The organism is Serpens gallinarum (genome assembly GCF_014836765.1).
GTDB classification, from domain to species: domain Bacteria; phylum Pseudomonadota; class Gammaproteobacteria; order Pseudomonadales; family Pseudomonadaceae; genus Serpens; species Serpens gallinarum.
Map to the genome: position 1 here is coordinate 43,906 of NZ_JACSQG010000005.1, position 24,926 is coordinate 68,831.

The following is a 24,926-nucleotide window of genomic DNA, read 5'->3' on the forward strand; positions in this document are numbered from 1 at the left end:
AGGTCGCAACCGCCGGATGGGTTGAGCGCAGCGATACCCATCACGCAGGATAGACAGTCCCGCAGTAGACTTCACTTCTGGTTAAACCGCGTGCCGAGAGAGCCCATGCAAATCAAACTCGCCAACCCCCGAGGCTTCTGCGCCGGCGTCGATCGCGCCATCGAGATCGTCAACCGCGCTCTGGAAGTATTCGGTCCGCCCATTTATGTGCGCCATGAAGTCGTGCACAACAAGTTCGTGGTCGAGGACTTGCGCGCCCGCGGTGCGGTGTTTGTCGAAGAGCTGGATCAGGTGCCGGATGACTTCATCGTCATCTTCAGCGCCCACGGCGTGTCCAAGGCGGTCTGCCAGGAAGCCGAGCGGCGCGGTCTGAAGGTGTTTGACGCCACCTGCCCGCTGGTCACCAAGGTGCACATGGAAGTGGTGCGCTACAGCCGTGAAGGCCGTGAGTGCGTGCTGATCGGCCATGCCGGCCACCCGGAAGTCGAAGGCACCATGGGCCAGTACGACGACAGCAAGGGCGGCAGCATTTATCTGGTGGAAAACGAGGACGACGTGGCCAGGTTGCAGGTGCGTAATCCTGACTCATTGGCCTTCGTGACCCAGACCACGTTGTCGATGGACGACACCAGCAAGGTTATCGACGCCCTGCGCCAACGCTTCCCCAACGTCGGCGGGCCGCGTAAGGACGATATCTGCTACGCCACCCAGAACCGCCAAGACGCCGTCAAGCAACTGGCCGTGGAAAGCGACCTGGTGCTGGTGGTCGGCAGCCCGAACAGCTCCAACTCCAACCGCCTGCGCGAACTGGCCGAACGCATCGGTACCCCGGCTTACCTGATCGACGGCGCCGAAGACCTCCAGCGAGAGTGGTTCGACAACGTCACCAAGGTCGGCATCACTGCTGGCGCCTCCGCCCCGGAGGTCTTGGTGCGCGGGGTGATCGAGCAACTGCATGCCTGGGGCGCCACTGGCGCAGAAGAGCTGGCCGGCAGACCGGAGAACATTACGTTTTCGATGCCCAAGGAGTTGCGGGTGAAGAATTTGTAATTAGCGTTTTGTTGTTATGAAAAAAAGAAGCCCGGGTTAACCCGGGCTTCTTTTTTTAAGGGTGGTTCAACGCCAACAATCCTGAATGGCTTTGCCGCTCCCCGAGCGGCCTTTGGTGCCCAAGGCTGTCAGGGTCAGGTTGCCGCAGGCGGTATCTGAGAACTGCTGAGTGGCGGTCAGCGTATAACCGCCGTCGCCGTTGACTGCCCCGACATTGAGTGTGTATTTGCCTGTGCTCGAAGTGACGGTCGTACCGCTCGTTCTCGGCAATTGCAGCTTTCCAATATCCGCTGCCGTGGTGATGTAGCGGTTGTTTTGGGCGAAAAATCGCTCTTGGCGTGCAGCGGCTTCGCTAAGCAAGGCCTGCCCCTCGGTGCGGTTGCCGCGCTTTATATGCTCGTCGTAACTGGGGTAGGCGATGGCAGCCAAGATGCCGATGATGGCTACGACGATCATGACTTCGATCAGGGTAAAGCCGTTGTTCTTATTTTTCATCTCAGTTTCCTACTACACGCCAGGTTTGGCGTCCCAGGCTGGAAGGATCGGGAAAAATGGTTTCGCAATGCAGTCCGGTGCAGGCTTCATAGCGGTTATCCGGGGTCTGGGTGAGGGTGATGCCCCCTTCGCCGTCCTGTTTGATGGCAGTGACAATATTCCCCACGTTGTCGACGATATGCTTGAGATCAAAGGCGTGGAAGAGCGTTTTGCCGCCGGTATAGGGATTGATCGCATAGGTCCAATTGCTGGTGCCATCTGAGCAGGGGTCGTCGTTGGGTACCAAGGTCTGGAAAAAGACTGTCTGGCCGAGGGTTGTCATTTTTTCAACCAGCATCTCACCCTCAAGCTTATTACCAGCCTTAAGGTCAAGGTACCAGCCATAAGTGTTGATGGAGGTGACGCCATCGGTAGTAGTGGTCCAGACGATATTGTTATTACTGACAATCCGAGCAGGGTTGGTGCCGCCATCACTGTAAGTCCCCGTGACTTCCTGCGTGATGGTTTGCTGTGCGAGTTGGCTTCGCGTGATGATATTGGCGGCGGTGGCTTCAGCCTTTGTTTTAGTGTCCCAAATGCCATAGATGCTTTGCGCGTGGCCTTTTTCACCTTCTTTATCGGTGTCCTCGAAGAATTTACCGGTGCCGATCAGCACCAGATAGCCTCTCATGCTGGGATGGCGAATTAACGTCGGCGCGGCTGTGATGGGCTGAATGACCGGGGCGGCCGCCGTGCCCAGTCTGGCTCGGAACATAGGTGAACCACCATAGGAGACGGCGAAGTTTTCAGTGGAGCCATTTTTGGCTCCGTACAAATTGCCTTCGCTGACCGAGCCGAGCAGATCAAAGCGCCACAGGTTTCCTTGTAGGTCCCCGGCATAGGCATAATCGGCCACGCCGTCGGCGTCATAATCCGCCAAGGTTGGGCTGGACAGGCCGTTGGCGCTGCCCTGGGTACCGGAGACTTCTAGACTTTTAGTTAACGTGCCATTAATGGCATCGATCACATAGAGCGCTGCCTTGCCATCGGTTGCGCCATTGTCGTACCCGTTGCCCGTCACCACGGCCCAGCGGCCATTATGCAGGCGAGCAATTGTTGGGCGCGAAAAGCTATAACCAGGCTTTACCGCCTCACCTTCAATGTTGGTAACATCGAACTCCCACAACAATTGTTCACTACCAGGAGTGGTGATATCCAAAGCGAACAAGGCCTTGCCGCCAGCGCGCAATGTGCCGACCAGAATTGTCCGCCAGTCGTTGCCATCATAGACATCTGCCACCACAGGCGAACCGTCGACATAAAACTCATGGTTATAGTTCTTTCCGGTCAATTTATTAAGTTTGGAAAAGACCGCAGTCGGGATAAAGGCAAACTTCTCAACGCCGGTTTGGCTGTCGAACCCATGTAACATGCCGTCATTTCCACCCACATAAACGCGGCCAGGACGTTTGACTGTGTTTTCTGCGGTGCCGTTCAACCTGGCCAAAAAGGCACTATAGGAATTATTCTCCGTGCCGACGTGGCCTTCCAGGCGGTTGGCAAAGCTTGCGAGATAGCGGGCACCGGAAACGCTGACCGGGCTGGATGCATACAAATCGCCTAATACGCTAGTGCGCGGCCGGAACTGAGTTATGCCAGCGCCTTCGTTGCTGCGGTCCCCCCGCAGATAGGCCAGCCGATGAGCACCGCTGTCATCGCCATCGTACCCTGCAGTTTCGGGATTATCACTTAGCCAGTAAGCAAGACTATTCGCTGTGCTTTTATCTCCAGCATTATCCCAGATGAAGTCCACCAGGCCCGTGCTGCTGGCTATCTTGATGGTGCGATCAGCCGGAGCAGGAAGTCGGCTCTTTGCGCTCCAGTCCTCAGTGTTTTGTAATACGGTACGGGTCGTGCCATCTGGGCTGGTGACTTCCACCAACTTCTTCGAGAAGCGCTTGAGATCACCACTCCAATTCTCATCGCTGGCATAAGAGGTCTGGTAAGACACACTGGTAATCGAATCATCAACGACCAGGCCAGAGCTAATGGCGGGCCGTGCAGCGGTGGATTTACGCTCGGCTATGCGTGACAGAATATCCTCAAAGGCCTGCACCATGGCATCAGGGCTGTCAACGCTGAAAAACTCGCCTCGGGAGTTAATTGCGGCGTGCCAGAGGTCATAGACGTTATTACTGGAACCCGATGAGGCTTTTGGCCACGCAGTACCATTATTGAGCGCATCAAAGCCTTTGCCTGAAAAGGTGCTCCCTTCCCAAGGTAACTTAGAGTCATTCATTGAGCTGGTCAGGCCAAGCCCCATGATGAAATTACTCATATGTTGCCATGTGGCTGGATCATTTCGAGGGTTCCAATAGTTTTCCGTGTCGCTCCCGGCAGTAGAGGGCATAAAAGGGGTAAGTTTATTTTCAAGATTGGTGTTCAGATCTGTTGCCCAGTAATGCATCGCTAAGTCTGCCAATGTACTGGGTGTCTCATCTTTATAAGGCTGGGGTTTCGTATAACGTGTATTGTCAGGCAGAGTGAAGTCGGCATTGTCATGCCGGAAGTTGCTCGGGTTATTGGAGGTGGCGTTCCACATGCCATCCGTCATCATAATCTGATAACTGGGGCGACAGGCGTAGGTGTTATCAGCTGAGTTTTCTTTTGCACGGTCCCTGGTGTTCGGATATTTATGCCAGGCCACTCCTTGCTTAAGGAACTCACCAGCTCTGATCATTGCGGCGGGCAAGGGTGTTCCACTGTTGAAGTAGACATCCTTGAGCCAGCTGTAAAATTGCCCTTTGTGCAAGGAGTCGTATTGGCGAAACTTGTTATCTTTGCAATTTGTTTGGTCGCTGCCATCAAGTTTTGTGCATTGCGCTAGGTTTTGCCATCCGAGTCTGACTTCCGGAGAAAGATCGGCAAAGGCTAAGCTGGTGGCTGAAAGTGTTGCCAAGGCTCGGGTTCTATAAAATGAATACCATACTGCAAAATTTTCTTTTTCGTGATCTTCAACGAATCGTAGTGTATAACAGTTTTCATTGCCTTTTTGGCAGTTAGGCAGAGTTTCATCAAACAAGTAGTAGTAGGCGGGTGTTGAGGCAGTATAGGTATCCGAATTTCCATTTTTAGAACATGAGAACCCTTGGGTATCAAGAACAGGGCCACTCTTCAAGATCTCGCAGCTGTATCTACTCCCTGAAGTTCGAGTTACGCGGAACTCTATGTTTGCAGCGCTTTTCGCTGTTATTGTTTCATTTCTTGAAAATTTAACTTCTACCCTGAAATCCTTGAGCGGGCTATTTGCCTGTTGGTGAGACCCTTTGGGCATTCGATATTCTTTTCCCGTGGGCTTATAGTTTTTAGATAAGTCGAGCTTGCCATCATTGGGACGGAAACCATTGATAGGTGCGCTGGTGAAATCTGTTGTTAGAGTGATTTTCTCGCCATATCCGTCAAACGTGGGTGGGGCGATATATTTTATTTTTGGATTGTAGTAGAGAGAGTTGAACTCTGGGGCAGCGTATAGTCGTGTTATGGTGTGCGTTGAAGAGCCGCTTATGACCTGGCTTTCAATTGAGTCTGGCACAAAGCCCCACGACATACTCCCAGAATCATCAAGTGTAAATATGATGTTGGGCGGCACGCCCACCGTTAAGCTTAGAGGGCTTTGTGAGACGGCAGCATGGGTTGTAGCTGCATGCAGCAAAGCAATCCCGAAAGTCATGCCGGCTAGAATCCGTACCGGATGATTAAAGAGTGTCAGACTCATAAAATCAGTTCTCAATTATTCAGCCCGAGGTAGATGTTGGCTGTGGTGGATTGCACCGCCAGTCGATCGGCCGCCTGGCCATTGACTAGGTAGAAATAGGTGCCTCGTCCTTCCATGACGGCACCGTATTCAGCATTCAGCGCTGAATCATCTTTGTTCTCGGCGATTAGGAGGCTGTTCCAGTAGGCAGGGAAATCGCTGCTGGTGTCATTTACGCTATCCTTGCCTCGGTAAGGCATCCAGGCGACGAATTCGGTTTCTCCTGCCTTGTCAGTATCGGCCCCGGACGTATTGGAAGTGGGCTCGGTCCCTTCTTCGTCAGGAATGCTGGCTAGGTTAAGAAACTCAAGGGGGGCGAGCATGAAGGCGCGTTGGTCTTCAGTGGCAATATCCAGGAGGCACGGCTTATTGGCGCCGTTATCTTGAAGCCTATTGTTTTTCTGACAGTTGATGCTGTTGGGTTCCAGCTTATCCCGTAGATGGGCTGGGCCATAAAAACGAAATTCGGGTTCACGCAGGGCGGCTTCGGCAGAGGTTTGCAATCGCAGGTGTTCTGCTCGGTTGCCGGTGATATGAGATTCAAGCACAACTCCTCGCATGCTACCGACCGCCAGTACAGTCAGGATCAAAAGCATGACCAAGGCGACGAGCAGGGCAGCCCCCTGTTGGCGGGCGTAAGGAAAAGGTTTCATGGCATAAGATTCCTTAGGGGCTGAGTGCTATGGGCAACTTGATAAAGACGATTCTGGTCGCCCGCATTCAGCCGAGCCTTGGCGGTATCGCTTGCACTGGCCAGCCAGTTGTCGAGGATGGTTGAATCTCCCTCACGCTGCCTTTGCTGACTGGATAGCAGTAGCGAATAACGCACGGCCCGAATTGGGCCATGGGTGCTTTCTGCCCAGCTGGATACGTTGACAAAACGGTTACTTCCGTTGTTGAGTCCTTTTTCCAGCAAGTCTGGGGTACCAACCCCGAACTCGAGACGAAAATCGGCAATGCCCGACAATAATTCTGCAGAGGTGATCACTGTTCCGTTAAGACTTGTACAGCGCAAGGAACCCTGATGAAGCTGATCTGCGCTACCAGGGATGTATTTCAATGCAAGCACAATCAAACGGTCGGCTGAGGTGAAAGGTGTGCTGTCATCAAACGGTTTGCTGGAGTTGCCTAGGCAGTCTGCTTCGCCGCTAACCAAGGGCTGATAGCGCAGACAGAGTCCATCACTGTCGTGGGTAGCAGTCAGCGCACTACCTTTGGCGAATGCCTTGCAATGATCATCCTGTGCTGTTTCGGGAAATGCTTCTTCATGCAGTTGATGGGCCGCCCGGCGATAGCCCGCTTTACCGAGATACTCATCCAGCAGTAGTGCTGCAAAGCGGCTGTTCTCAATATTGCCGGCCTGGCTTTGCCGGAAAATATGATTGCGCTTGTTATCCAGATAAATCTGGGTAATCCCAAGGAGCAGAAAGCTACTGATGGCGAGAGCGACGAGCAGCTCCACCATGGATAGCCCATTTTGACGGTCAGATTTCTGTTTCATAGTTCTACCCGAAGGCGATAAACGCAGGTGGTAGCGTCAAGTTCACGATCGTCATGGTCATCCAGGCAGGCGTTATCCTGGACTGACCATGCCAGCTGGATTTCCACCATGGTGCCCTTATCGTCACATTCGCCAGGCAAAGAGCTACGGCAGATGTAGCTGTCGCTGTTGAATAAATTAGCCTCGCCCGGCAGGGTCGCTATGGCATCGGCAACCCAGCAGTCACGCATTTCCTGCGCGGTTTTAGGGATGCTTTCACTTGAACGCACGCAGTCAGCAACGGCAGTGGCAAAGGCGCTGCCGGCTTTTTTGTAAAACAGCGAATCGCTCTTGAGGCCGCTGTAGAAAGGCTCAATAGGTGGGATCTTGGTATATAGCTCCCCGGCATTAGCGCGCATGATGCCAACCAGCTCGTCTGCGAGCATGATGGCGGCGTTGCGCTGTACAGAGTCCTGTGTGTACTGAATGCTGCGCCCCTGCATGGCTACCATGCCGAGAATGCCGATGGTGGTCAGTAATAAGGTGACAAGCACCTCGATCAGACTAAATCCCAGATACTGTTTCATGCTTGTCCTCAAGGTGTACAACTGGCCAGGCTATTACCGTCATCCATGCCGCGTGGGTGAAGCCTGACAAGGCCGCTGGCTTGGAGTTCGACTAAAAAGCCAGTTGCAGGATCATCGTCCTGGCAGACGGTAATGCGTGTTGGGGTAGCGGTACCGTTGGAGCGAAAAGCGATGAGGGCTGTATTCGCGAGCATCTGAGCCTGGGTAGGCTGATGGCTGAGCTGTCGAGCGGGTTGTCCGTCTATGTTGACGATCCAGGCGGCAGCATTATCAACTTCAACTTCCACTGCAGTGCGCTGGACAACGGCTTGGCCACGGGCGTATTGCAAAGTGCTGAATAACTCTCCTGCTTGGGCCTGCAAATGGTTGTTGCGAATCAGTGCAGAAAAGCTTGGTACGGCCAAACCGGTAAGAATTGCCAGTAGAGCGAGGATGATCATTAGCTCGATAAGCGTGAATCCGTGCATGTCTTTACGGCGTGACATGTTTGAGCTCCAGGATGTTTATGCAGTGATCATGCGAAATGCAGGGCGAGTATGTCCTGTGCGTTGGGATAGTCGGAGTCAAACGGAGGATGTACGGTCGATGGAATTTAAAAGTTGTGAACGGCTTCCGCTCTGCTGCTCAAAGATAAGCGGCGGGGGTGACGCAACGTCAATGCTAATCAGCGTAAGGCGCACATAGACCATAATTCTGCACTGCAGCTTTGCTGAGCTCTCAACTGCAGTAATGGCTTCTGGTCTGCTGGTCGCTGGTATTGCCGATGCGTGCGCGGCCTTGTCGGCTTATCAAGATTAACCACGTCATTTGTTGTGCGTGGCATTGATAGAAACTGCCGTTATTGCTGGTGCCATTGCCGTGGAATGTGATGCTGCGTGCTATACCGCCCTCCCAGGCCAGAAAATTTCCCTGGCCTGGTTGGCCCTGCCGGAGCAGACGGCCGTCGGCTTCAAGGCGAATAATCCACCCCGTGCTCCAATCGTTTTGGCAGGTAGTTCCATTTGACGAGGCGCAGAAATTAACTCGTGTGTTATTCCGTGCAGCATAGGCGCGCGCGAAATTCAAGGCGTTGAGTACTTCGTGCTGCAACGCCAACTGCCGATTGCGCGCAATAAGCTCTGCGAAAGCCGGAACGGCAACGCTGGCGAGAATGGCTAGCAGGGCCAGCGTGATCATCAACTCCACGAGCGTAAACGCCCGCTGTGGATGCAAGTTCATGTTCAAGTCCTTTTACCAGTCCGCGTATCATCGCGATCCTCCTGATCGCCCATCCTTCTTAGTCCAGACCCTTTGGGTGTCAAGCAATCGCGTGGTAATCCATCCCGTAGAGGAGCGAACTGTGGCACAGCGAACACTAATCATCGGTGGCGGCATCATCGGCTTGTTTTCCGCCTACCAGCTGGCGCTGGCGGGAGGGAATGTGAGATTGCTGGAACGTCAGGCCCTTGGCCGGGAGGCGTCTTGGGCCGGTGGGGGGATCGTTTCGCCGTTATATCCCTGGCGCTACGGTGAAGCGGTGTCAGCTTTGGCGCATTGGTCGCAGGACTTCTATCCCCAACTGGGCGAGCAGTTGCTGGCCAAAACCGGGCTGGATCCTGAAGTGCAGGTCACCGGGCTGTATTGGTTGGACCTGGACGATGAGGCCGAGGCGTTGGTGTGGGCCGAGCATCACAGACGCCCGTTGGTGCGGGTGCCGGTGAAAGACGTGCAAGCGGCAGTGCCGGCGTTGGCGGATGGTTACCAGCGTGCGCTGTACATGGCTGAGGTGGCCAATGTGCGTAACCCGCGCCTGATGAAGTCGCTGCGCGCCGCTCTGCAGCAGATGCCCAACGTAGAAATTCAAGAACATTATCCCGTGCAGGGCTTTGTTCTCGATAACCAGCGCGTTGTTGGCGTACAGACCGCCCAAGGTGAACTGCATGCCGAGCGGGTAATTGTAGCTGCCGGCGCCTGGAGCGGCGAGCTGTTGAGAACGCTCGGCCTGGAACTGCCGGTTGAGCCGGTGCGCGGGCAGATGATTCTCTTCAAATGTGCCGCGGATTTTTTGCCGAGCATGGTGCTGGCCAAGGGGCGCTATGCGATCCCGCGCCGCGACGGACATGTATTGGTGGGCAGCACGCTGGAATACACGGGCTTCGATAAGTCCACCACCGAGGAAGCGCTGGCCAGCCTTAGAGCTTCAGCTGCCGAATTACTGCCGGCGCTGGCTAAGGCCGAAGTGGTAGGCCATTGGGCAGGGCTTAGGCCGGGGTCGCCGGATGGCATTCCCTATATCGGTGAGCTGGAGAGCCATCCAGGGTTGTGGCTGAACTGCGGACATTTTCGCAACGGCCTGGTGCTGGCGCCGGCGTCCTGTCGCTTGCTGGCCGATTTGATGCTGGGCCGTGAGCCGATCGTCGATCCGCGGCCTTATGCGCCAATGGCGCGCGGTATTGGTCTTGGTCGGCCTTAGTCGGCGAACTGGCCGCGTAAGCGTTGCGCCTGAAAATCCAGACTTTCGGGGCGATAACCCGGGCGCAGCGGTGGCACGGGCAGGCAGTCTTCCCAGCTGGCGCCAGGCTGCAAGTGGTCGGCGGCGTGATAGCGCGGTGTTTCGCCACGGTTTTGTGCAAGGTTCAAATCACTGTCCGGACGATAGGCTGCAATTTGCCAGCGCAGGGATTGCAGCGGCCTGTCGCTGCCATTGGTGAGCACCAGATGCAACGGTCGATGGCTTGGGCAATGGCCGGGAGCGTATTCGAGGCGCAGCTCAAGGTGCGCTAGACGTTGTTCCCCGCGGTGTTCCTGCCACAGCACCCAGGCCGCCACCAGGCCGAGACCCAGCAAGGCAACTGCAGAGACCGGCAATGCCCGGGCCGGATAGCGAACCAGCAGGACCAGCCAGGTGATGGCGAGCAGCACGCCAATCACCATGGCTGCGACCTCGCAATGAACATGAATGGGGACATGGCCGGCCGCGCCTGAACGAATCGGACAGCCATCTTAGCGCAGGCGAAGAGGGTGTGCCGTAGCGGGTGGACTCAGGGCCAAGCCCAACTCGGGCGTTCAGTGCACCGCCGAAACGCTCTTTATCTGGCGCAGGCGCATATTCAACCGCAAGTGTTCGCCTGGGTCATCGCACAGCAACAGAGCACGTTGCAGGTCGTAGCGCGCACCCTCGGGACAATCGAGCAGTTGATAGATGTCGGCGCGCGCCAAGTGATCGGCGAGGCTGGGTGGGCCGAGCAGCAGCACGCGCTCGGCATCCTTGAGCGCGGCCAGCGGGGCATTGTTCAGCAAATGCAATTCGCGCAGGTTGCGCGACAAACGTTGCAGCAGCGTGTGGGCATCGCAGGGGCGCAGATGGTCGGCGTGCAAGGAGATGACCTTGCCAAACTGGCGGCGCAACAGCTCTCGGCAATCGCCGGCATACAGGCGTCGACCCGTACAGGGGTCGAGCAGGTGATCGGCGCCGGGTACGCGCAGTAGAACGCGTCCCGGAAAGTTGACGCCGTGCAGTGGAATGTCCAGGCGGCGGGCGATTTCCAGGGCGAGCAAGGCCAGGCTCAGTGGCTGGCCGCGTCGGCGGCGCAGGACCTGATGGATAAGCGCCGCGTGGGGCGAGAGCGGAATGTCTTCATCTTCCTGGAAGTCCAGCGCACACAGCTGGCGCAGCAACGGCTGGGCCAGCTCACGAGGCGGAAGGCTGGGTAGATTGACGGCCACGCGATGACGCAGGTGCTCCAGTTCGGCCAGAACCTGGCGGGGACGCAAGAGCGGATCATGTTCGGCGGCAATCCAAAGCGCGGCCTCGAACATGGCTGTGGGGCCTCGCCGCAGGCAGGCGAGGCAGGCTTCGCGAAGATCCATTCGTCGTGCCTCCTGGTGACCTTTTTCTTGTAGTCGGCAGGCGGAGTTTCGTCCAGTCGCGAGCCTATACTGCGAGAAATGTAGAGACGGAGATCATGTCATGTTCGCCGCAATGGAAGCCGCCCGGCTCGAAGCTTTACACCTGGCCCAGGACCCGCCCACCGGGCTGCAAGCAATCATCGCCATTCACAACACCACACTCGGTGCGGCATTGGGCGGTTGCCGTTTTTTACCGTATGCGGACCCTGAAAGTGCCATTCTCGATGCGATTCGCCTGGCTCAGGGCATGAGCTACAAGGCCGCCCTGGCCGGCTTGCCCCAGGGCGGTGGCAAGGCGGTGATCATCCGGCCGGGACATATCGCCAACCGCGCGGCGCTGTTCGAGGCTTTCGGGCGCATGATCGAGTCGTTGGCTGGCCGTTACATCACCGCGGTGGACAGCGGTACGTCGAGCGCCGACATGGACTGCGTCGCCCAGCACACCCAACATGTGACCAGCACCAGCGCGGGCGGTGATCCCTCGCCACACACCGCGATGGGCGTATTCAATGGTATTCGCGCCACTGCGCTGGCCCGTCTGGGCAGCGACGATCTGGAAAGCCTGCGCGTGGCGGTGCAGGGGCTCGGTCATGTCGGGTACGCATTGGCAGAGCAATTGGCGGCCGCGGGCGCCGAAGTACTGGTCAGCGATCTGGACAGTGGTCGCGTGCAGCTGGCGGTGGAGCAATTCGGTGCCCATCCGGTGGCCAGTGATGCGTTGCTCAGCACTCCCTGCGACATCCTCGCGCCCTGCGGGTTGGGCGGGGTGTTGGACAGCCAGAGCGTCGCGCGCCTGCGCTGCGCTGCAGTGGCCGGCGCGGCTAACAACCAGCTGGCACAAGCGCATGTCGCCGACGAGCTGGAGGCGCGCGGCATTCTCTATGCGCCGGATTATGTGATCAACTCGGGCGGGCTGATCTATGTTGCATTGCAACATCGCGGCGAGACGTTGCCGGCGATCACGGCGCACCTCTCGCGGATCGGCGTACGCCTGACCGAGATCTATGCTCATGCTCAGGCCGACAAGCGCTCGCCGGCACGAGTGGCCGATGCACTGGCCGAACATTTGCTCTACGGTTGATACAAGCTTTTTCCACTGGGCCCGCGGCCACAAGCCGCACCCGCAAACGCACCCACAAGGTGCTCTGGAGATTGGCATGCACGACCCCGCTATTGCGTACACCCGTTATCTTGACCCAGACGGTCATCCTTGTGCGGAGCTTCCGGCCTGTGCCGAAGACGCCGAGTTGCTGGAGCGGCTTTACCGGCAAATGGTGTTGACCCGCCTTTTCGATCAGAAAGCCGTGGCCCTGCAGCGCACCGGGCGCATCGGCACCTACGCGCCGACCCTCGGCCAGGAAGCCATTGGTGTGGCCCTCGGAGCCCTGATGCACGCCGAAGACATCCTGGTGCCCTATTACCGCGACACCGCCGTGCAGCTGATGCGCGGGGTACGCATGGAGGAAATCCTGCTGTATTGGGGCGGCGACGAACGCGGCAGCGACTTCGTCGATCCGGCCGCCAAGGAGGATTTTCCGCTGTGCGTACCCATTGCTACCCAGGCGCTGCATGCCTGTGGCGTGGCCAGCGCGTTCAAGATGCGCGGCCAGGCGCGGGTGGCGGTGACCACCTGCGGCGATGGCGCCACCAGCAAGGGGGATTTCCTCGAAGCACTCAACGTTGCCGGCGCCTGGCAGTTGCCCGTGGTGTTCGTCGTCAATAACAACCAATGGGCGATTTCGGTGCCGCGCAGCATCCAGTGCGGCGCGCCAACCCTGGCGCAAAAAGCCATCGGCGCCGGTTTCACCGGCGAACAGGTCGACGGCAATGACATTCTGGCCGTGCATGCGCGCTTGCAGGCGGCCCTGGATCGTGCCCGTCAAGGCAAGGGACCGACGCTGGTGGAATGCCTCAGCTATCGTCTCGGCGATCACACCACTGCCGATGACGCGACCCGCTACCGGCCAGCCGAAGAGGTCAAGCAGGCCTGGCAGCGCGAGCCGGTCAAGCGCCTGCAGGCCTTTCTCGCCGCGCGCGGCAATTGGGACGAGGCCCGCGAGCAAGACCTGATCGCCACCTGCCAGGCCCAGGTGCAGCAAGCGGTGGAGCGTTTCGAGAAAGCCGGCGAGCAAGCGCCCGAGGCGATTCTCGACTATCTCTACGCGCGTTGGCCGGCTGTGCTGGCCGAGCAGCGCGAGATGCTGCGCGAGCGCGTCGCACGACGCCAGGCAACCGGAGGGCAGGGCCATGAATGAGAAAAAACTCAGCCTGGTCGAGGCGGTCAATCTGGCTCTGCACCGGGCCATGCAGGAAGACGACAACGTCGTGGTGCTCGGCGAGGATGTCGGTGTCAACGGCGGGGTGTTTCGCGCGACCTTGGGGTTGCGCGAACAATTCGGCCTGAAGCGGGTGATCGACACACCGCTGGCGGAAACCGCACTGGGCGGCCTGGCGGTCGGGATGGCGGCCCAGGGTCTCAAGCCGGTGGTGGAAATCCAGTTCATGGGCTTTATCTATGCGGCCATGGATCACTTGGTGTCCCATGCCGCGCGGCTGCGTAACCGCACCCGTGGCCGGCTGAGCTGCCCCATGGTGCTGCGTACGCCCATGGGTGCGGGGATTCGGGCACCGGAGCATCACAGCGAAAGCACCGAGGCGATGTTCGCGCAGATTCCCGGTGTACGTGTGGTCATTCCGTCCTCGCCGGCGCGGGCGTATGGCCTGTTGTTAGCGGCTATCGACGACCCTGATCCGGTGATTTTCCTCGAGCCCACGCGGTTGTATCGAATGAACCCGCAGGCATTGCCCGACGATGGCCGGCGCCTACCGCTGGACAGCTGTTTCACCTTGCGCGAAGGCCATGACTTAACGCTGATCAGCTGGGGCGCCAGCGTGCACGAGACCCTGCAGGCCGCCACGCGGCTGGCCGAACGTGGGGTTGAGGCGGAGGTAATCGATGTGGCCTGCGTCAAGCCGCTGGATCTGGACACCCTGGAAGCATCAGTGCGCAAGACGGGGCGCTGCGTGATCATCCATGAAGCGCCGAAAAGTTGCGCAGTGGGCGCGGAAATCGCCGCTAGCCTGTATGAGCGTGCCTGGTTGGATCTGCAGGCGCCGATCCAGCGCGTCACGGCCCCGGACATCCCGCCACCGTTGTACCGACTGGAGCAGCTGTATATCCCCGGCGTCGAGGACATCCTGGCGGCCTGCGAGACAGTGCTGGAATACGCTTGAACAGATCCTGTGGATGGCCTGGAGCAAGGCCGTTCTTGTGCAACGGAGAACAACAATGAAGCACTTCAAACTGCCTGATCTCGGCGAAGGCTTGCAGGAAGCGGAAATTGTCGAGTGGCATGTCAAAACTGGCGATACGGTCAAGGCCGATCAGTTGCTGGTTTCGGTGGAAACCGCCAAGGCCATCGTCGATATTCCTGCGCCCTATGACGGCGTGGTGGTGAAAACCTTCGGCGCCGCTGGCGATATCCTGCATGTCGGCGAGCCGTTGCTGGCCTACGAAGGCGAGGACGATGCCGGGACTGTGGTCGGGCGCCTGGAAGGCGGTAACGCGGCGCAGGCGGACAGTTTTTTTGTCGGTGCCGCGCCGTCGACCCGTGAGCATTTGGCGCCGCGCGCCACACCGGCGGTACGGCAACTGGCCCGGCAGCTGCGCATCAACCTGGATGAGGTAAAAGGCAGCGGGCCGGACGGATTGATTACCCGCGCCGATGTACAGGCCGCTGCCAGCAGCGCGCCTGCCGGCTTCGGCGGCGAGAAGCTGCGCGGGGTACGGCGCAGCATGGCGCTGAACATGGCCCGTGCTCATGCCGAAGTGGTGCCGGTAACGATCTATGGCGATGCCGACCTGCATCGCTGGCCCGAAGCGCGCGATCCCTTGATTCGCCTGAGCCAGGCGATTGCCAGAGCAATTACCGTAGAGCCGGGACTCAATGCCTGGTTCGACGGGCAAAGCCTGACCTTGAAGCACAACGACACGCTCGACTTGGGGATTGCCGTCGATACGCCGGACGGCTTGTTTGTGCCAGTGCTGCGCAACGTCGGTGCGCGCGAAGCGGAAGATCTGAAAGCGGGCATGGCGCGACTGCGCGCCGATGTGCAGGCACGCTCGATTCCGCCCCAGGAAATGATGGGCGCCACCTTCACATTGTCGAATTTCGGCACCTTGTTCGGCCGCTATGCCAATCCGATAGTGGTACCGCCGCAAGTGGCGATTCTGGGGGCCGGCGGGATTCGCCAGCAACCGGTGGCGGTGGAGGGCAGGGTGGAGATCCACCCGATCCTGCCGTTATCGCTGACCTTCGATCATCGTGTGGTAACCGGAGGCGAGGCGGCGCGGTTTCTGAAAGCGCTGGTAGAGACGCTGGAAGCCTGACGCAGAGAAAACGCCAAGTAGAGTAGGGTGGCGCCTCACCTGTCGCAAGGTCGTGTGCCGGAGTAGTCGGCCCCGCCCGACGGCCCGCAACGAACGATGCCGCCCCACCGAGGCGGCATCGCTCCGTATGCGTAGCGGGGGTGGGCTAGCCCTTGTCGAAGTTCAGCTCACTGAGCACATCCACCGGGCCCCTGAAGGCCTTGGCGAACAGGTCACGATTCTTGGCCATGAAGATGCCAATTTCTTCCAGTTGTTCCTCGCTGATGGAGGGCACGGCCTTATGCAGCGCTTCGGAAAGCGCCTCGGCCAGTTCGAGCATCTTGTCGTAACGATCAGCTTCGGCCTTATCCATGAACAAGCGCTCCAGATCGCGACTGCTGCGGTATACCACTTCGACGGCCATTCATCACCCCGTTGCCTTCATTCTGTTCAAGTTGATTGGATACTGTTTGTTTGTACAGTATAGGGGCGAGTGGCCAGCTTTGGAAGATCAGCCGCTGCGTCAATCGGTAGCAGCGTCTTCTCACCCGGGCAGGCACGCGGCGTGCTTTATTTGAACGCCTGTGACCCAAGCGGCCTGGTTGGGGCTGCAACCCCGTGCCTGGGCTGATGAATCGCTGGGTAAGCAAGCCTACAAAGGCATGCCCGGCAACAAACGTAGCCGAAATTATTAAGGTAGAAGTAAGTAATGAAGTGGGCAGAGTTCAGCCGTAAACGCATGCATGACCTGGCAAATTCACTGGGGAATCTGGTCGTTGAAAGCTTCCATTATCTCGGTTTGTTTGTGATTGGCGCGGCGACCGTTTGGGCGTCAGTCGTTGCATTCATGGGCATGGTTAATAAGGGACATGCCAGCATTGATGATATCTTGCTGCTTTTTATCTACCTTGAATTAGGCGCCATGGTGGGCATCTATTTCAAAACCAACCACTTGCCGATACGCTTTTTGCTTTATATAGCCATTACCGCGTTGACGCGGTATTTGATTGGTGATGTGTCTCATCATCGAGTTCCAGATATTGGCCTGCTGTACTTGTGTGGCGGCATTTTTCTCCTGTCGCTTTCGGTTCTGGCTGTGCGAATTGCCTCGAATAAATTTCCGTCAACCAAGGTTCTCGACGCCAATGGCGAAGAGGTTGGCGATACCTTCAATGAGAAGCCCTAGATTTTAATAGGCGGGCAACCGGGTTGCCGCATCGTTGAAACCGCAGTATTCGTGGGCGATCTTCGTCCCCCTGTCGGATCATCTTGGTCAAAACTGCCTATCCGCACTTTCCTTAGAAGAGCGAAGCACGTTGGGCGTGCAGCTTCTCAAGGAGAGCCTTCATGCTGAGTCAACAGACCAAAGATATCGTCAAATCCACCGCTCCCGTATTGGCCGAGCATGGCTACACCATTGTCCGACGCTTTTATCAGCGCCTGTTCGAGGCTCATCCCGAACTGAAGAACGTCTTCAACATGGCCCATCAGGACAGAGGGCAGCAGCAAGAGGCCCTGGCGCGGGCTGTGTATGCCTATGCAGCGAATATTGAAAATCCCGAAAGCCTGGCGGCGGTACTGGAAAACATCGCCCATAAACATGCCAGCCTGGGTGTAAAGCCCGATCAGTATCCGATAGTCGGTGAGCATCTGCTCGGCGCGCTCAAGGATATTTTGGGCGAAGAAGCCAGCCCCGCGATCATCGATGCCTGGGCGCAAGCCTATAACAGCCTGGCGGAGATTCTTATCGGCATGGAGGACCGCCTGCGCGAGCAATCTGAAGCAAAACCGGGCGGCTGGACAGGCTGGCGCACCTTCGTGGTGCGTGAGAAAAACCCGGAAAGCGACATCATCACCTCGTTCGTGCTTGAGCCGGCCGATGGTGGACCGGTGATGGATTTCGCCCCTGGTCAATACACCAGTCTGGCTCTGCACGTCCCTCAACTTGACCTGCAGCAAATCCGTCAATACAGCCTGTCTGACATGCCCAATGGGCGCAGTTATCGCATTTCCGTGAAGCGCGAAAGCGGCCTCGATACGCAGCGTGCTGGTTATGTGTCCTGCCTGCTGCATGAACATATCAACGTGGGCGACGAGGTTCAGTTGGCGGCGCCCTATGGTAATTTCCATATCGACGTGCAGGCCGCCACGCCTATTGTGCTGATCAGTGGAGGCGTCGGACTGACACCTATGATCAGCATGCTCAAGCAAGCCCTGCAGGGTGGACAGCGGCAGGTGGTGTTCGTGCACGGCGCCCGCAACAGCACAGTGCAGGCCATGCGCAACCGGCTGCGCATGGCGGCCCGGGAGCATCCCAACCTCTCACTGTTTGTGTTCTACAACGAGCCGTTGCCCGAGGACATAGCGGGCGATGATTATGATTATCCTGGGTTGGTCGACGTTAAACTGATCAAGGACAAGCTTCTGCTACCCGACGCCGATTATTATATTTGTGGGCCGATTCCCTTTATGCGCATGCAGCACGATGCGTTGCAGAATCTGGGCATTCCCGAATCGCGAATCCACTATGAAGTATTCGGGCCGGATCTGTTTGCGGAGTAGCGCGTGTGAGCTTGCGGTTACCAGAGGGTGTTGTGCGGTACCGCCCTGAGGCTGCGCTACCCGCCGCTGGCATTCATGAAGCGCAGCACCTGTATGTCGCCGCCGACACTGAAGTCATGGTGCTGCGGTTTGCGCAACAGAGCCTGGTCGAGAGCGGCGAGGATCGGCTGGTCATCAGTGGGATGACGCCGTACCAGGTCACGCAGGTCCAGTGAGTGTTCATGGCCCAGGCACAGCAGTAGGCGTCCCTCAACGGTCAGTCGCACGCGGTTGCAGGTGGCGCAGAAATTGTGGCTGTGGGGGGAGATGAAGCCGATGCGACTGTCGGGATGATCCTCGAGGCGCACGTAGCGGGCGGGACCACCGCTTTGTTCAGTGGAATCGAGCAGGCGGTAGCGAGTGGCGATCTGCGCGCGCACTTCATCGCTGGAGCAGTAGCTTTCGCCACGGTCGCGACCGACGTCGCCCAGTGGCATCTCCTCGATGAAGGTAATGTCCAGCCTGCGTGTCACGGCGAAGTCGACCAAATCGAGCACTTCATCGGCGTTGCGGCCTTTCATCACAACCGTGTTCAGTTTGATGCGCTGAAAGCCTGCCTCGCGCGCTGCTTCGATACCGTTCAACACCTGAGCCAACTGGCCGGTGCGGGTAATCGCGTGGAAGCGTGTTGGATCGAGCGTGTCCAGACTGATATTGATGCGTTTGACCCCGGCTTCGGCCAGCGGTCGTGCCAGCTTGGGCAACTGCGAGCCGTTGCTGGTCATGACCAGTTCGCGCAGCCCTGGCAGGGTGGCAATGTGCTTGCAAAGTTCGACGATGCCCTTGCGCACCAGAGGCTCACCACCGGTGATGCGGATTTTTTTCACACCTTGGCCGACGAAAAGCTGGGCCAGGCGGTACAGCTCTTCGAGACTGAGAACCTGCTGGCGCGGCAAGAAGGTCATGTCCTCGGCCATGCAGTACACACAGCGAAAGTCACAGCGGTCGGTCACCGACAGACGCAGGTAATCGATGGTGCGACCGAAGCCGTCGTGCAGGGCGCTGGTCATGGCAGTCTCACAATTAAAACGTTGACGGAGGTCGTCTTGGCCAAGGAGCGACTTTTCACAGTCGCTCCTGCTGACAAGGTTAGCCGGGAAACAGAAAAGGATTCAGCCCGCTGCGGGCAAAACCCTCGCGCTCCATTTCCGCGTCCAGCGCCAGCGTGGCCAAGTCGTCGGCGAAGACGTCCAGATCACGGTCGCGACTGAAGTGGACGATTTTGAGGTAGCTGTCGCAATCCCCGCAACTTTCCGCTTTAAGGGCCGCATCCTTGCTCTCTAGCGACCAATAGTCGAGCTTGCCCGTTTCCTCGCAATTGCTGCATTTGAGTCGCACCATGTGCCAACGGCTTTCGCACAGGCCGCAGTGCAGATAACGCAGGCCATTGCCGAGGATCACACTGGTGCTCGGCGTGCTGGCGCACACCGGGCAGAGCTGACGCTTCTCACCCAGTTCGGCAGTGGCGCGCAGCGCGAGGTTGGCAGCCAACTGGGTCCAGTACAGCGACAAGGCGCTCCATAGAAACAGTGCGCGTGCGCTGCCGACGCTGGCGAAGTCGCCGGCCAGTAGGGCGTCGGCCCAGGCTTCCAATTGTTCCATGGTGCAGTCGCGCAGTTCGACGAGTACCCCGCGCACCTGGGCCGAAGCCTCTGGCTGCAGGTGCTTGATGAGGTGACCCAGCACCGCGCGCCAGTACGTATCGCGCGGCAGGCTGGCGTAATGCAACGGCGCCTCGCCGGACACCAGATCCAGCTGGGCATTGGCCGTGGCGGGCAGCGGCAGCTGATCCAGGGCCAGCTGCTGCGCGTCGGCGACGCTGGCGGCAAAGCGCAGGTAATCGGCCATCGGATGGCCATCCGCCAGTTGGCGCAGCCGTTCGGCGCGCCGTGAATAGTGCTGCGCCAGGGTGGGCAACAGCAGCGGGTCGACATGCTCGACGCCGCCGCTGGGCTCTAACGCGGTGAGCTTGATGCTGCTCATGGGGCGTCCTGTTGAATCGAGCGATACCAACGCGGATGATGGCTGCGTGCCCAGGCACGCGAGACGCGGCCGGTGCTCATGCTGCTGATCGTACCCTTGACCCAGAAGGCCAGGTAAATGTGACCGATGATCAGCAACATCAGCAGCACGCCGGCCAGCGCATGCAGAAGCAGGCCGATGCGGATGATGGGAATACCGAACAGCGGGGCGAAGTAAGGGCGCCAGATGATCACGCCGCTGAGCAGCAGTACGCTGATCAACCCCATAATGCTCCAGAACAGCACTTTCTGGCCGGCGTTGTACTTGCCGGTGTCGATCGCATCGTTGTGTTCACCCTTCATCACCGAACCGACGTTGGCGAACCACGCCTTGTCGCTGGCTTCCGGCAGGTTGTACCTGGCCAGGCGAATGCACATGAACGCCAGGAACACGAAGATCGCCACGCCCAGGAAGGGATGAAGAATCCGTGCCAGTTGTGGGCCGCCGAGGAGGTTGTTCAGCCAGTTCAACGAGGGGAAGAACCAGGACAGCCCGGACATCGCCACCAGGAAGAAACAGATGACCATCAGCCAGTGACAAATGCGCACCGCATAGGGGGTACGCTGGACAGTGTTGCGCGTGCTCATGCCTGGTTCTCCTCTACGTTGCCGGCATTTCCGTCAGTGTCTGCGTGATTGTCTTCATCCACGGTCTGCGGTCCCACGCCCACGTAGTGGAACAGGGTGCCAGCCAGGGTGGCGAAGAAGGCCGCTGCGGCCACCGGTTTCATCCAGCCCTTCCAGCCACGAATCGCCGTGCTGATGCGCGGATCGGTCGGCAGCTTGCGGTACAGCTGAGGTTTGTCGGCGTGCTGCAACACATACATCACATGGGTGCCGCCCACGCCTTGCGGGTCATAGATCCCTGCGCCTGCGAAGCCGCGGCCCTTGAGTTCCTCAACGCGTTCCGCGCCGTAATGCAGCATGTCGTCCTTGCTGCCGAAGCGGATCGCCCCGGTCGGGCAAGTCTTCACGCAGGCCGGCTCCTGGCCGACCGCGACGCGGTCCGAGCACAGGGTGCACTTGTAGGCCTTGTTGTCCTTCTGGCTGATGCGCGGCACGTCGAACGGGCAGCCGGCGATGCAGTAGCCGCAGCCGATGCAGTGCTCGGACTGGAAGTCGACGATGCCGTTGGCGTACTGCACGATGGCGCCCGGCTGCGGGCAAGCGGTCAGGCAGCCCGGATCGGCGCAATGCATGCAGCCGTCCTTGCGAATCAGCCACTCCAGGCGACCGGTCTCGTCGTTCTGGTACTCGTCGAAGCGCATAACGGTCCAGGAGTCGGCGGTCAGGTCGATCGGGTTGTCGTACATGCCGACGTTGTGGCCGACCTCGTCGCGGATGTCGTTCCACTCCGAGCAGGCCACCTGGCAGGCCTTGCAGCCGATGCAGGTGGTCACGTCGATCAGCTTGGCCACTTCGGCTTTCTTGTCACGCGCGCTGGGCGTGGGCGTCAGCCCGCTGGTGGCGGAGCGTTTGATGATGTCTTGAGATTGCATGGACATGAGCGGGCTCCGTTACACCTTTTCCACGTTGACGAGGAAGGCCTTGTATTCGGGGGTATGAGTGTTGGCATCGCCGATACGCGGACTCAGGGTGTTGGCCAGGAAGCCCTTGCGGGTGCTTCCCTCGAAGCCCCAGTGGCAGGGAATACCGACCTGTTCCACCTCCTGACCGGCCACCTGCAGCGTCATTACCCGCTTGGTGACCACTGCCTTGCCGCGGATGAAGCCGCGTTTGCTCGATACCTTGACCACGTCGCCGCCCTTGATGCCCTTGGCGGCGGCCAGCTTCTCGCTGATCTCGACAAACTGCTCGGGCTGGACCACGGCGTTCAGGTGCGAGTGCTTGGTCCAGTGGCGGAACATTTCGGTGATCGAGTAGGTGGTCGCCACGAAGGGGAACTCTTCGCGGGAACCGAAGCTCGGTTTGTCGTCCTCGAAGATGCGCGCCACCGGGCTCTTGCCGCTGCCGCTGTGCAGCGGGTTGGCCTCGATCGGACTCTCCTGCGGTTCGTAGTGCTCGGGGAACGGACCGTCGGTCATCGCACCAAGGGAGAACAGGTGGCCGACGCCGTCCTGAAGCATGATGAACGGACTGACGCCGCTGTTCGGCGCCGACGTCAGCGGGTAGTCGGGCACATCGGCGCCGACCCACTGGGCGCCGTCCCAGTGCAGGAATTTGCGCTTCGGATCCCAGGGTTTGCCGGACGGATCGGCCGAGGCGCGGTTGTAGAGCAGGCGGCGGTTGGCCGGCCAAGCGAAGCCCCAGCCCGGGGTGTTGCCCAGGCCGGTGTCGGTGTTGTCGCGGCGGGCCATCATGTTGCCGGCTTCCGTCCACTGACCGGTGAAGATCCAGCACAGGCCGCTGGTCGAGCCATCGTCGCGCATGTGGGCGAAGCTGGACAGCAGTTCGCCCTTTCTGGCGATCAGGTTGCCCTTGTCGTCCAGCAGGTCCGCCAGCGCATAGCCGTTGAGCTGCTTGGCGACTTCTTCCGGTTGCGGGTCCTTCGGATCGCGGTAGTTCCAGTCAACGTTCATCAGCGGCTCGGGACAGACCCCGCCTTCCCGGGCATAGAGTTCACGCAACTTCATCAGCAGCGTGCCGAGAGTTTTGCCGTCGTGCCAGGATTCGTGGGGGGGCGTCTGGCCCGCCCAATGCCATTGCAGCCAGCGGCCGGAGTTGGCGATCGAGCCATTCTCCTCGGCGAAGCAGGACGAGGGCAGGCGGAACACGGTGGTCTGAATCTCGGCCGGATTCGTGTCGTTGAATTCGCCATGGTTCTGCCAGAACGACGAGGTTTCGGTCTGCAGCGGATCGATCACCACCAGATATTTCAGCTTGGCCAGGCCTTCACGCACCTTGCCCGAGGAGGCGGCGGCGGCGATCAGGTTGAAGCCCTGGACGATATAGCCGTTGGCCTTGCCCTTGGTCATCTGCTCGACGAAGGCCATCACGTCATAGCTGCGATCCCACTTCGGCAGCCAGTGGTAACCCCATTGGTTCTCGGCGGTGGCGTTCACACCCCACATGCCCTTGAGGAAGCTGACCATGAACTTGGGCGTGTTCTTCCAGAAGTTCACCTGCTTGTCCACCAGGGTCTTCGGGGTGCGCTGTTCCAGGTAATCGCGCAGGCTTTGCTGATTCTCATGGGGCAGCGTCAGGTAGCCGGGCAGCATCGTGGTCAACACGCCGAGGTCGGTGAAGCCCTGGACGTTGGAATGACCGCGCAGGGCGTTGATGCCGCCGCCGGGCATGCCGATGTTGCCCAGCAGCAGTTGCACGATGGCCGAGGCACGGATCATCTGCGAGCCGCCGACGTGCTGGGTCCAGCCCAGCGCGTAGAGGATGGTCGTCGTCTTGTCCGGGACGCTGGTGGCGGCCAGCTTTTCGCAGACGTGGAGGAAATCTTCCTTGGGCGTGCCGCAGATGCTGCTGACCATCTCGGGCGTGTAGCGCTCGACGTGCTTCTTGAGCAGGTTGAAGACACAGCGCGGATGCTGCAGCGTGTCGTCGCGCAGGGCGTAGCCGTCGGCGCCCAGTTCATAGGCCCAGGAAGAGCGATCGTAGCTGCGCGTCTCGGCGTCGTAGCCGCTGAACAGCCCGTCCTCGAAGCCGTAGTCCTCGCGCACAATCAACGGCGCGTTGGTGTAGGCCTTGACGTACGCATGCTGGATCTTGTCATTGCTCAGCAGGTAGTGGGCGACACCGAGCAGGAAGGCCGAGTCGGCGCCGGCGCGGATCGGCGAATAGAAGTCGGCGACCGCGGCGGTGCGGTTGAAGCGCGGGTCCACTACCATCATGTAGGCGTTGTTGCGGGTCTTGGCTTCCACGGCCCACTTGAAACCCACCGGGTGGGCCTCGGCCGGGTTGCCGCCCATGACCAGGATGACGTTGGCGTTCTTGATGTCGACCCAGTTGTTGGTCATCGCGCCACGCCCGAACGACGGCGCCAGACCGGCCACCGACGGACCGTGGCAGAGGCGCGCCTGGTTCTCCAGGTGCACCATGCCCAGGCTGCGGGCGAACTTGACGTCCAGGATGCCGGTCTCGTTGCTGGCCGCCGACGAGCCGAGGAAGCCGGTGGTGGTCCAGCGGTTGACCACCTGGCCCTTGTCGTTCTTCTCGATGAAGTTAGCGTCGCGGTCATCTTTCATAAGGCGGGCGATGCGCTCGAGCGCCTCGTCCCAGGAAATGCGCTTCCATTCATTGCTGCCCGCTTCGCGCACTTCGGGATACTTCAGGCGTTGGTCGCTGTGGATGTAGTCGATCAGACCGGCACCCTTCGGGCACAGCGAGCCACGGCTGACCGGGTGATCCGGATCGCCCTCAATGTGGAAAATGCTCTCCTTGGCGTTCTTGGCGCCGTCGCCCAGGCTGTACATCAGGATCCCGCAGCCCACCGAGCAGTAGGTGCAGTTATTGCGGGTTTCCTTGGCACGCAGCAGCTTGTACTGACGCGGCTGGGTAGCCTGGGCGACGCTGGGGGCGAAGCCGAGGGTGGTGGCGGTCGCGGTGGCGACTCCGACAGTACAAAGCTTGAAGAACTGCCTTCTGCCGAGTTCCATGGGTGATCTCCTCGTCAGGCGCCGGGTCTGGCGCTTGGGTGAACGTAACGCCGGCGTTGTGGGCCGGGCTGTTC

Annotated in this window: 23 protein-coding genes; 8 read left to right on the top strand and 15 right to left on the bottom strand. The window is 59.2% G+C overall.

Features of this window, described 5'->3' with window-relative positions; genetic code table 11:
* The first annotated feature begins 105 nt into the window (after nucleotides 1–105).
* Nucleotides 106–1,050 (top strand): 4-hydroxy-3-methylbut-2-enyl diphosphate reductase, encoded by a 945-nt coding sequence (gene ispH, locus H9642_RS10900; protein WP_251836474.1) that lies wholly within the window; start codon nucleotides 106–108, stop codon nucleotides 1,048–1,050.
* Nucleotides 1,051–1,116: 66 nt separating this feature from the next.
* On the opposite strand, the gene H9642_RS10905 is transcribed toward ispH, so the two are convergent.
* The 7 genes from H9642_RS10905 to H9642_RS10935 all read right to left on the bottom strand — a co-directional run bounded on the left by H9642_RS10905 (nucleotide 1,117) and on the right by H9642_RS10935 (nucleotide 8,623).
* Nucleotides 1,117–1,545 carry a type IV pilin protein gene (locus H9642_RS10905; protein WP_251836475.1) on the bottom strand — a complete coding sequence of 143 codons (429 nt, stop codon included), beginning with the start codon at nucleotides 1,543–1,545 and terminating at the stop codon, nucleotides 1,117–1,119.
* A gap of 1 nt (nucleotide 1,546) precedes the next feature.
* Complete coding sequence (locus tag H9642_RS10910; RefSeq protein WP_251836476.1) at nucleotides 1,547–5,299, bottom strand: pilus assembly protein; 3,753 nt, start codon at nucleotides 5,297–5,299, stop codon at nucleotides 1,547–1,549.
* 11 nt (nucleotides 5,300–5,310) lie between these two features.
* The gene (locus H9642_RS10915) at nucleotides 5,311–5,991 is read right to left on the bottom strand and encodes a PilX N-terminal domain-containing pilus assembly protein (protein WP_251836477.1); all 681 of its coding nucleotides are present in this window, start codon (nucleotides 5,989–5,991) and stop codon (nucleotides 5,311–5,313) included.
* Entirely contained in the window at nucleotides 5,988–6,839 is an 852-nt protein-coding gene (locus H9642_RS10920) for a PilW family protein (protein WP_251836478.1), read from the bottom strand. The genes H9642_RS10915 and H9642_RS10920 overlap by 4 nt, the downstream gene beginning before the upstream one ends.
* Nucleotides 6,836–7,405 carry a type IV pilus modification protein PilV gene (gene pilV / locus H9642_RS10925; RefSeq protein ID WP_251836479.1) on the bottom strand — a complete coding sequence of 190 codons (570 nt, stop codon included), beginning with the start codon at nucleotides 7,403–7,405 and terminating at the stop codon, nucleotides 6,836–6,838. The genes H9642_RS10920 and pilV overlap by 4 nt, the downstream gene beginning before the upstream one ends.
* An 8-nt stretch (nucleotides 7,406–7,413) precedes the next feature.
* Nucleotides 7,414–7,890: a GspH/FimT family pseudopilin gene (locus H9642_RS10930; RefSeq protein WP_251836480.1), complete on the bottom strand. Its 477-nt coding sequence runs from the start codon at nucleotides 7,888–7,890 to the stop codon at nucleotides 7,414–7,416.
* Nucleotides 7,891–8,122: 232 nt separating this feature from the next.
* Nucleotides 8,123–8,623 (bottom strand): GspH/FimT family pseudopilin, encoded by a 501-nt coding sequence (locus H9642_RS10935; RefSeq protein ID WP_251836481.1) that lies wholly within the window; start codon nucleotides 8,621–8,623, stop codon nucleotides 8,123–8,125.
* 121 nt (nucleotides 8,624–8,744) lie between these two features.
* Between H9642_RS10935 and thiO the strand changes: the two genes are divergently transcribed.
* Nucleotides 8,745–9,857, top strand: coding sequence for a glycine oxidase ThiO (gene thiO, locus H9642_RS10940; RefSeq protein ID WP_251836482.1), 1,113 nt, complete (start codon nucleotides 8,745–8,747; stop codon nucleotides 9,855–9,857).
* Here thiO and H9642_RS10945 read toward each other — a convergent pair.
* Both H9642_RS10945 and H9642_RS10950 read right to left on the bottom strand, forming a co-directional pair.
* Nucleotides 9,854–10,318, bottom strand: a complete 465-nt coding sequence (locus tag H9642_RS10945; protein ID WP_251836483.1) for a multidrug transporter — start codon at nucleotides 10,316–10,318, stop codon at nucleotides 9,854–9,856. The two genes, thiO and H9642_RS10945, sit on opposite strands and share 4 nt — an antisense overlap.
* Before the next feature lie 132 nt (nucleotides 10,319–10,450).
* Entirely contained in the window at nucleotides 10,451–11,254 is an 804-nt protein-coding gene (locus H9642_RS10950; RefSeq protein ID WP_251836484.1) for a SirB1 family protein, read from the bottom strand.
* Nucleotides 11,255–11,354: 100 nt separating this feature from the next.
* Between H9642_RS10950 and H9642_RS10955 the strand changes: the two genes are divergently transcribed.
* The 4 genes from H9642_RS10955 (at nucleotide 11,355) to H9642_RS10970 (ending at nucleotide 15,683) form a co-directional block, all read left to right on the top strand.
* Nucleotides 11,355–12,374, top strand: a complete 1,020-nt coding sequence (locus H9642_RS10955) for a Leu/Phe/Val dehydrogenase (RefSeq protein ID WP_251836485.1) — start codon at nucleotides 11,355–11,357, stop codon at nucleotides 12,372–12,374.
* A gap of 76 nt (nucleotides 12,375–12,450) precedes the next feature.
* Nucleotides 12,451–13,548, top strand: a complete 1,098-nt coding sequence (gene pdhA, locus H9642_RS10960) for a pyruvate dehydrogenase (acetyl-transferring) E1 component subunit alpha (protein WP_251836486.1) — start codon at nucleotides 12,451–12,453, stop codon at nucleotides 13,546–13,548.
* A complete protein-coding gene (locus tag H9642_RS10965; protein ID WP_251836487.1) occupies nucleotides 13,541–14,527 on the top strand; it encodes an alpha-ketoacid dehydrogenase subunit beta in 987 nt (328 codons plus the stop codon). Before pdhA ends, H9642_RS10965 begins: the two co-directional genes overlap by 8 nt.
* 55 nt (nucleotides 14,528–14,582) lie before the next feature.
* On the top strand, nucleotides 14,583–15,683 hold the full coding sequence (locus H9642_RS10970; RefSeq protein WP_251836488.1) for a dihydrolipoamide acetyltransferase family protein: 1,101 nt from the start codon (nucleotides 14,583–14,585) through the stop codon (nucleotides 15,681–15,683).
* A 145-nt stretch (nucleotides 15,684–15,828) separates the two neighbouring features.
* On the opposite strand, the gene H9642_RS10975 is transcribed toward H9642_RS10970, so the two are convergent.
* Nucleotides 15,829–16,086 (bottom strand): YebG family protein, encoded by a 258-nt coding sequence (locus H9642_RS10975; RefSeq protein ID WP_251836489.1) that lies wholly within the window; start codon nucleotides 16,084–16,086, stop codon nucleotides 15,829–15,831.
* Between the two features lie 285 nt (nucleotides 16,087–16,371).
* On the opposite strand from H9642_RS10975, the gene H9642_RS10980 reads away from it, so the two are divergent.
* Both H9642_RS10980 and hmpA read left to right on the top strand, forming a co-directional pair.
* Entirely contained in the window at nucleotides 16,372–16,848 is a 477-nt protein-coding gene (locus H9642_RS10980; protein WP_251836490.1) for a phosphate-starvation-inducible protein PsiE, read from the top strand.
* A 161-nt stretch (nucleotides 16,849–17,009) separates the two neighbouring features.
* The gene (gene hmpA, locus H9642_RS10985) at nucleotides 17,010–18,224 is read left to right on the top strand and encodes an NO-inducible flavohemoprotein (RefSeq protein ID WP_251836491.1); all 1,215 of its coding nucleotides are present in this window, start codon (nucleotides 17,010–17,012) and stop codon (nucleotides 18,222–18,224) included.
* 56 nt (nucleotides 18,225–18,280) lie between these two features.
* Here the strand turns inward: hmpA and moaA are convergent, their stop codons facing one another.
* From moaA to fdnG, 5 genes are all read right to left on the bottom strand, one after another.
* Nucleotides 18,281–19,273: a GTP 3',8-cyclase MoaA gene (gene moaA, locus H9642_RS10990; RefSeq protein WP_251836492.1), complete on the bottom strand. Its 993-nt coding sequence runs from the start codon at nucleotides 19,271–19,273 to the stop codon at nucleotides 18,281–18,283.
* Nucleotides 19,274–19,352: 79 nt separating this feature from the next.
* Nucleotides 19,353–20,246, bottom strand: coding sequence for a formate dehydrogenase accessory protein FdhE (fdhE, locus tag H9642_RS10995; protein WP_251836493.1), 894 nt, complete (start codon nucleotides 20,244–20,246; stop codon nucleotides 19,353–19,355).
* Entirely contained in the window at nucleotides 20,243–20,872 is a 630-nt protein-coding gene (locus tag H9642_RS11000) for a formate dehydrogenase subunit gamma (protein ID WP_251836494.1), read from the bottom strand. The genes fdhE and H9642_RS11000 overlap by 4 nt, the downstream gene beginning before the upstream one ends.
* A complete protein-coding gene (gene fdxH / locus H9642_RS11005; protein ID WP_273536091.1) occupies nucleotides 20,869–21,783 on the bottom strand; it encodes a formate dehydrogenase subunit beta in 915 nt (304 codons plus the stop codon). Before fdxH ends, H9642_RS11000 begins: the two co-directional genes overlap by 4 nt.
* 18 nt (nucleotides 21,784–21,801) lie before the next feature.
* Nucleotides 21,802–24,852 (bottom strand): formate dehydrogenase-N subunit alpha, encoded by a 3,051-nt coding sequence (gene fdnG, locus H9642_RS11010; RefSeq protein ID WP_251836496.1) that lies wholly within the window; start codon nucleotides 24,850–24,852, stop codon nucleotides 21,802–21,804.
* Nucleotides 24,853–24,926: the final 74 nt, after the last annotated feature.